A 6,639-nucleotide genomic window follows, 5' to 3' on the forward strand; every position below is an offset into this window, starting at 1 on the left:
ACAGCACACATTACCAAAGGGCTTACAACGTGTACGAGACTGCGGCTTCTTAAGAGGGCAAGCACGACATATCCTGAGCCGTATTCAATGGTTACTGCTTGGCGATAGCCTTCAAAAGCTCTTATTCACACTGGCAAAAAAGAGCAAAGCAGTACGTGTCTGTCCCTGCTGTTAGCATGAGATGGGGTGCGTTGGGATCACGCGACCGAGATAGCCGAAAGGCTGAGACAATAAGGATAATGATGATAACTTGAGAAAAGTATCAAGGCGTGACCACCTGAGCCGACAATCGCACAATTTACTTGTATAGAGACAACGGGCTTGCTAAACGCTCGGGTTTAACGCTGGCTGGGCAGCGCTTAATCCTTATTTGTTAGCCGTTTAGTTTGAAGTGTGATGGTGAGCTACATTTTCAAGCCTTTCAGCCAACCAAATCTTGATGATTGACTGTCTTGTAACACCTACTCGACTAGCTTCACGGTCTAATGACTCTAACATCCATGCTGGAAGGTCAACATTGACTCGTTTCTGTTTTTGCATTGGACGTTTAACTTTAGATAAATCTAGCTCACCTAAAATGTCATCGTCACTTTCAAACTTGGCATCAAATTCATGCGCTTTCATATAAATTTACCTCCGCTTTGCGTGAGCGTCTGACTGAAATGATCCGAATATTTAACCCACGATATGTAATGACACCAGACCAGTGCTTGCCATTGAGCATACCGATGACTAAATATCTAGGCTCATCGCTTGTACTTGCAGGGATCTCTATAAGTTCAGAGTCGTTCCACAAACCTTGAGCTGTATAGAAATCAATTCCATGCTTCTCAAAATTTGACCTGCTTTTGTTTTCATCAAACTCAAATTCAACCATGAGTAAAAACTATACCCTTTTTACTCATTTAGCAAATTTTACATTAGTTGAAAATTTTGGGACTGGCTAACTAACGCCTTGTTAGCGCGAGAAAAACTAGAGTGCCATACTATTGAGCGAAGCGAAAATGGCACCCGTTTTGAGTCGCTGTTGAACAATTTGTTAGCCCTGTGCTTGATTAGTACATATAGCCTAGCCAGTCTATATGTCCTGCACCCCATTGCTTTCCACTAATTTGCTTTACATACAGTTCATCGACATGCTCAACAGCTATACCATAGTTAGTGTGCTCATGGAGCCTGAGCCAAGATTGTATCCCCTGAACCTTCTCATAACCTTGCAAAGAGTAGAAGTCATGTAACTCAGAGATAAGGATAATAAAATCCACGTCTTTATCCCTCGCAAATTCTGCTAGCTCAGACAGCATATTAGTTCCGATACCTTTACCTCTGTGTTCCTTGCCAACACAGAAATCTATGACACCAAGAACTTTATGGACTTCCTCGCCGACTTTGATTACTCGGTAATCTAATCCAAGATAACCAACTAGGTGTTCATTTTTAAAATGGAGAGCGCGCATATGAGGAAGTTGTTTGAAGTAAGAGCGATTTACTCGGTGTTCTGGAAACGCTTGATTTCTTAATGTCTCGATTGCTTTATGATGCCTCTCGCATACATCAATTTCTTGTATGATTTCCATATCACTTCCTCGAAAAGGGCAAACGCCCTGCTAAGTCGCTGACAACGTACCATAAAATTTAAACAGACCACCGTAAACACAGACCAAATATTGAAGTAAATTCTCCGAGCGTTGGCAGTCCACCTTAAGCAGTTTGTTGAACGAAGCCGATCCGCGGTAGAGCAAAACGTAAAAACACCATACTTCTTGTTACTCCATCACTCGATGGTAAACAAAGGAGTTACGACTATGAACGCCAACGAACTTGCTCGATACAACACTCTCTATGAACAACACCTTACCAACCTTAAACTGCAAGGTAAACGGCCTGCCACTATGGATGCCTATTCTCGTGCGGTGCGCCGCATCAGCCACTTCTTTGATTGCAGCCCCGACTTGCTTACCACTTCTCAGCTCAAGCAGTACTTTGCTCGTCTGATTGAAACTCACTCCTGGAGTACCGTTAAGCTCGACCGCAACGGCTTACAGTTTTTCTATCGCTATGCCCTAGACAAGCAGTGGGAGTGGGTAAACATCGTCAGGCCACCTCGCACTAAAAAGTTACCCGATGTCATCACGGCCCCTCAGGTCGCTCTGCTCATCACCATGACTCGCCAGCGCCGCTATCAGGTCTTTTCCCTCACGCTATATTCTATGGGGCTTCGACTCGGTGAGGCGCTTAACCTGACCGTTCAAGATATTGATGCACACTCAATGCAAGTGCACATTCGAGACGGTAAAGGAGGCAAAGGCCAATCTGCACTGGAGTACTTGTCACGATACCTGTATCGAGGGGTACTCCCTGACCAAAACATCGTGAGCGTTGAAAATGATACCGTGACCTTTCGCTACCGAGAAAGCAAAACCAAACAGTGGACGACGCGAACACTGCCTACCCTTCAATTCTAGCTACTTGTCTTGTAGCACACATTACCAAAGGGCTTACAACGTGTACGAGACTGCGGCTTATTAAGAGGGCAAGCACGACATATCCTAAGCCGTATTCAAGGGTTACTGGTTGGCGATAGCCTTCAAAAGCTCTTATTCACACTGGCAAAAAAGAGCAAAGCAGTACGTGTCTGTCCCTGCTGTCAGCATGAGATGGGGTGCGTTGAGGCCACGCGACCGAGATAGCCGAAAGGCTGAGACAATAAGGATAATGATGATAACTTGAGAAAGGAGAAGCGATACCAAAAAGCCAAGAAAATAAACGCTAACCTGCTGATAAGATGTCACTTTAGGTCTTATCTCGACAGCGCTCGCCTTGAGAAAAGTATCAAGGCGTGACTACCTGAGCCGACAATCGCACAATTTACTTATATAGAGACAACGGGCTTGTTCAACACTCGGGATGTAACGCTGGCTGGCGCAGCGCTTAATCCTTATTTGTTAGTTTAATTTTCGCAAAGATCGCACGATTTAATTAAATTGAACATTTCGCACAATCAATTATACTCTTACTAGTAACCAAGTTTGGAGCTTTAACATGCATACATTAACAGCAAACGACGCTAAACGTAATTTTGGCGAACTACTTCTAAGTGCTCAACGAGAGCCAGTTAAGATCAGCAAAAACAGTAAAGATGCTGTCGTTGTAATGTCCATTCAAGATTACGAAGAGCTTGAAGCAATGAAAGCTGGTTACATTAAACATTGCTTTGAGGCTGCAAAACAAGATCTCTCGGAGGGTAATGTAGTTGATGGCGAAACATTCTTGAAGAGCCTATAACCTACAGTATGCAAACGAACAAATATAAGCTAAGTAAATTGGCGCAGAGCCATTTGCGCAAAATTAAAAGCTACACCGTTACAAACTTTTCCGAATCACAATGGAATCGCTACAGAGACAACCTACTAACTGCTTTTCAAATGCTTGCTGACAATCCAGCAGTTGGCAGAAGCTGTGATGAGTTATACACAAGTGGCTTCTACTTCCCTGTTGGCAAGCACACTGCCTACTTTACCAAAGAAGATGGCTTTATTCTGATCGTTGCCGTTCTTAGTCAATCGCAGTTGCCCCAGAATCATTTGAAATAATATCCACACCCTAGCAATTACAGATAGGGTGCTGAACCTGATTGGTAAAGTACCCGAAAGCGACAGTACACTTCGTTTATGAAGCAGGTCCATGTGGGTACTGGACCTATCGACGGCTCACTAGCCTCGGTCATTGCTGCTGTGTCGTTGCCCCGTCGCTTATTCCAAAGAAATCCGGAGATCGAGTCAAAACCGGTAAACGAGATGCAGCTAAGCTTGCCAAGCTATTCAAGGCAGAAGAGCTTACCTCGATTTATGTACCTGAAGCCGAAGACGAGGCGATCCGAGATTTATCTAGAGCACGCGAGACCGCTATGAAGGATTTAAAGGACGCCAAGTTTCAACTTAAAGGCTTTTTACTGCGCAACAATGTTCAGGCAACTGTGAACGACAACTGGTCTAAAAAGCATCTACGGTGGCTAACAGACCTCATCATGCCGCACCATAGTCAGCAAATAGTTCTGCAAGAGATGATCATCACTATTAGTGAACGCATGCAACGCCTGCAAAGGTTAGATAACGAGCTGCTTCATCAAGCCAAAAACTAGCGCTACTACCCTGTAGTAAAAGCGGTCCAGGCAATGCGAGGTGTTCGGGTGTTGGTTGCGCTCGGTACGATAGCAGAGTTGGGCGACCTACGTCGCTTTGATCATCCTAGAAAGCTGATGGCTTACCTTGGTTTGGTTCCAACAGAAAACTCCAGCGGAGGTAAAACAAGGCGTGGTAGCCTCACTAAGTGTGGGAATAGCCGAGCAAGACGGTTGCTAATTGAAGGTGCCCAAACCTACAAGCACAAAGCCAATATCTCGGTTGAGTTGCTGCGCGGGCAAGAGAGTCTTCCAAAAGAAATCGTCGATATTGCTTGGCAAGCCCAACAACGGCTCTGCCGTCGTTATCAGCGGCTTCTTCAGCGAGGCAAGCATCGCACCGTCGTAGTCACAGCGATCGCTAGAGAAATGATCGCGTATATTTAGGCTTTAGCAAGAGAAGTGGTGATCTGCGAAGTGGACAGGCAAGCACGACATATCCTGAGCCGTATTCAATGGTTACTGCTTGGCGATAGCCTTCAAAAATTCTTGTTCACACTGGCAAAAAAGAGCAAAGCAGTAGGTGCCTGTCCCTGCTGTCAGCATGAGATGGGGTGCGTTGGGGTCACGCGACCGAGATAGCCGAAAGGCTGAGATAATAAGGATAATGATGATAACTTGATAAAGGAGAAGCGATACCAAAAAGCCAAGTAAATAAACGCTAACCTGCTGATAAGATGTCACTTTAGGTCTTATCACGACAGCGTTCGCCTTGAGGAAAGTATCAAGGCGTGACCACCTGAGCCGACAATCGCACAATTTACTTATAGAGAGACAACGGGCTTGTTCAACACTCGGGATTTAACGCTGGCTGGCGCAGCGCTTAATCCTTATTTGTTAGCCGCTCATTCCCAACGGTTATTACTTACTCAACAGGAACTTGCGTAAATCTCTCTCAACACGCATAACAAACAGAATAAACACTTTGTCACCGTCTTGCTTATAGAAAACACGGCATGGGTTAACGACAACTTCACGATAACTTAAATGTTCTAGTTCGGGTGGAATACGACCTGACTCTGGGAAAGTTTGTAGGCGTTCGACTTTGGAGAAGATCGTTTGTACTAACTGCTTTGCCGCAACAATATTTTCAAGTGCGATGTATTCCGCGATATCATTTAGGTCGGATAACGCAGGCTCAGTCCAGATTATTTCAGCCATTTTGACATATTGTCCTTGGCTTCATCATGACTTACCACTTTACCGTCAGCTAGTGCGCGTTCACCTCGTGCAATCCCCTCCAGAATAGCCAAACGATTTTTCATAAACTCGTAATCATCAACATCAACCAGATATGCCGATGGCTTACCATGTTCGGTAATTAACACTGGTTCTTTAGTGTCGTGGAGATCGGCAAGGATCTTTGTTGCTTGACGTTTGAGTGATGTAACTAGTTCTACTTTCATGAGAGCTGCTCCAAAGGAATACTAAAGTGATACTATTCTATCACTTTAAGTATGACAAACTCCATGTAGCCAGCTTAAGGGGTGAGTAAACGTGTGTCATGTTTGAGCGAGGCGAGTCGGCACGCGTATGGAACCCATGTTAAACTTTTTGTTAGCTTTTGAGTTCAGCGACGATTTGTTTATTAAACATTGGTGTCGCAATACCACTATTGACCATATATTTATACGACTCATCATGGAATGATTGGTCATAAGAATCCAAGCATTCTTGAGCAAAAACCAGCTTGTAATCACGTTGATACGCATCAATTGCCGTTACTCTTACACATGCATGAGTATTAACACCTGCAATTACTATTTCACTTGGCGAATCGTCACATAAAATAGAATCAAGCTCTGTACCAAAAAATGCACTATACCGTTTTTTGATAATTTCAACTTCACTCGGGAGTTTGATTAATTCAGGTAAAAATTCACAACCCGTAGTCCCTTCGATAGTCCATTTTTGATTAGTATCCCTCAAAGCTAGATAGCTATCTGACAAATCGTCTTTGAATATTTGGCGAACCCAAATGATTTTTTGATTATTTAGACGAAACGCATCCAATAACTCATTCAATGAGCGAACCATTTGAGCTCTTTTTAAGGCAAGTCGGCCCTCTTGGAAGAAATCATCTTGCATATCAATAATTAATAGTAACTTGCTCAAATTGTTCTCCATGAAAACTAACGCCTTTGATAATCGACGCGTTTTTCAGCGTCCGGTTGCCCTAACGTCTTTTTGCTAGGGTAACGTAATTGATTAACTTGTTGAACGAAGCCGCTCCGCGGCAGAGCAAAACGTAAAAGCACCATACTTCTTGTTACTCCATCACTCGATGGTAAACAAAGGAGTTACGACTATGAACGCCAACGAACTTGCTCGATACAACACGCTCTATAAACATCACCTTACCAACCTTAAACTGCAAGGTAAACGGCCTGCCACCATTGATGCCTATTCTCGTGCGGTGCGCCGCATCAGTCACTTCTTTGATTGCAGCCCCGACTCAC

At 44.1% G+C, this 6,639-nt stretch carries 9 protein-coding genes and 2 pseudogenes; 5 read left to right on the plus strand and 6 right to left on the minus strand.

Features of this window, described 5'->3' with window-relative positions; genetic code table 11:
* Positions 1–381: 381 nt before the first annotated feature.
* The 3 genes from ST37_RS17325 to ST37_RS17335 all read right to left on the minus strand — a co-directional run bounded on the left by ST37_RS17325 (position 382) and on the right by ST37_RS17335 (position 1,577).
* Entirely contained in the window at positions 382–624 is a 243-nt protein-coding gene (locus ST37_RS17325) for a CopG family transcriptional regulator (RefSeq protein WP_084888724.1), read from the minus strand.
* Positions 611–877, minus strand: a complete 267-nt coding sequence (locus ST37_RS17330) for a BrnT family toxin (protein ID WP_084888726.1) — start codon at positions 875–877, stop codon at positions 611–613. The genes ST37_RS17325 and ST37_RS17330 overlap by 14 nt, the downstream gene beginning before the upstream one ends.
* A gap of 178 nt (positions 878–1,055) precedes the next feature.
* Positions 1,056–1,577 (minus strand): GNAT family N-acetyltransferase, encoded by a 522-nt coding sequence (locus ST37_RS17335; protein ID WP_084888728.1) that lies wholly within the window; start codon positions 1,575–1,577, stop codon positions 1,056–1,058.
* Between the two features lie 228 nt (positions 1,578–1,805).
* On the opposite strand from ST37_RS17335, the gene ST37_RS17340 reads away from it, so the two are divergent.
* From ST37_RS17340 to ST37_RS17355, 4 genes and pseudogenes are all read left to right on the plus strand, one after another.
* Positions 1,806–2,465 (plus strand): phage integrase N-terminal SAM-like domain-containing protein, encoded by a 660-nt coding sequence (locus tag ST37_RS17340; RefSeq protein WP_084888730.1) that lies wholly within the window; start codon positions 1,806–1,808, stop codon positions 2,463–2,465.
* A gap of 577 nt (positions 2,466–3,042) precedes the next feature.
* Positions 3,043–3,285, plus strand: coding sequence for a type II toxin-antitoxin system Phd/YefM family antitoxin (locus tag ST37_RS17345; RefSeq protein WP_084888732.1), 243 nt, complete (start codon positions 3,043–3,045; stop codon positions 3,283–3,285).
* A gap of 8 nt (positions 3,286–3,293) precedes the next feature.
* The gene (locus tag ST37_RS17350; protein ID WP_084888734.1) at positions 3,294–3,593 is read left to right on the plus strand and encodes a type II toxin-antitoxin system RelE/ParE family toxin; all 300 of its coding nucleotides are present in this window, start codon (positions 3,294–3,296) and stop codon (positions 3,591–3,593) included.
* Between the two features lie 47 nt (positions 3,594–3,640).
* A pseudogene (locus ST37_RS17355) lies at positions 3,641–4,564 on the plus strand (IS110 family transposase); the annotation flags it as partial.
* A gap of 477 nt (positions 4,565–5,041) precedes the next feature.
* Here the strand turns inward: ST37_RS17355 and ST37_RS17360 are convergent.
* The 3 genes from ST37_RS17360 to ST37_RS17370 form a co-directional block, all read right to left on the minus strand.
* Positions 5,042–5,341 (minus strand): type II toxin-antitoxin system RelE/ParE family toxin, encoded by a 300-nt coding sequence (locus ST37_RS17360; protein WP_084888735.1) that lies wholly within the window; start codon positions 5,339–5,341, stop codon positions 5,042–5,044.
* Positions 5,329–5,586 carry a type II toxin-antitoxin system Phd/YefM family antitoxin gene (locus ST37_RS17365; protein WP_084888737.1) on the minus strand — a complete coding sequence of 86 codons (258 nt, stop codon included), beginning with the start codon at positions 5,584–5,586 and terminating at the stop codon, positions 5,329–5,331. The genes ST37_RS17360 and ST37_RS17365 overlap by 13 nt, the downstream gene beginning before the upstream one ends.
* A gap of 151 nt (positions 5,587–5,737) precedes the next feature.
* Positions 5,738–6,295, minus strand: coding sequence for a cysteine hydrolase (locus ST37_RS17370; protein ID WP_084888767.1), 558 nt, complete (start codon positions 6,293–6,295; stop codon positions 5,738–5,740).
* A gap of 193 nt (positions 6,296–6,488) precedes the next feature.
* On the opposite strand from ST37_RS17370, the pseudogene ST37_RS20305 reads away from it, so the two are divergent.
* Positions 6,489–6,639 (plus strand): annotated as a pseudogene (locus ST37_RS20305) (integrase); the annotation flags it as partial.

It is taken from the genome of Vibrio sp. qd031 (assembly GCF_002100145.1).
Lineage (GTDB): Bacteria > Pseudomonadota > Gammaproteobacteria > Enterobacterales > Vibrionaceae > Vibrio.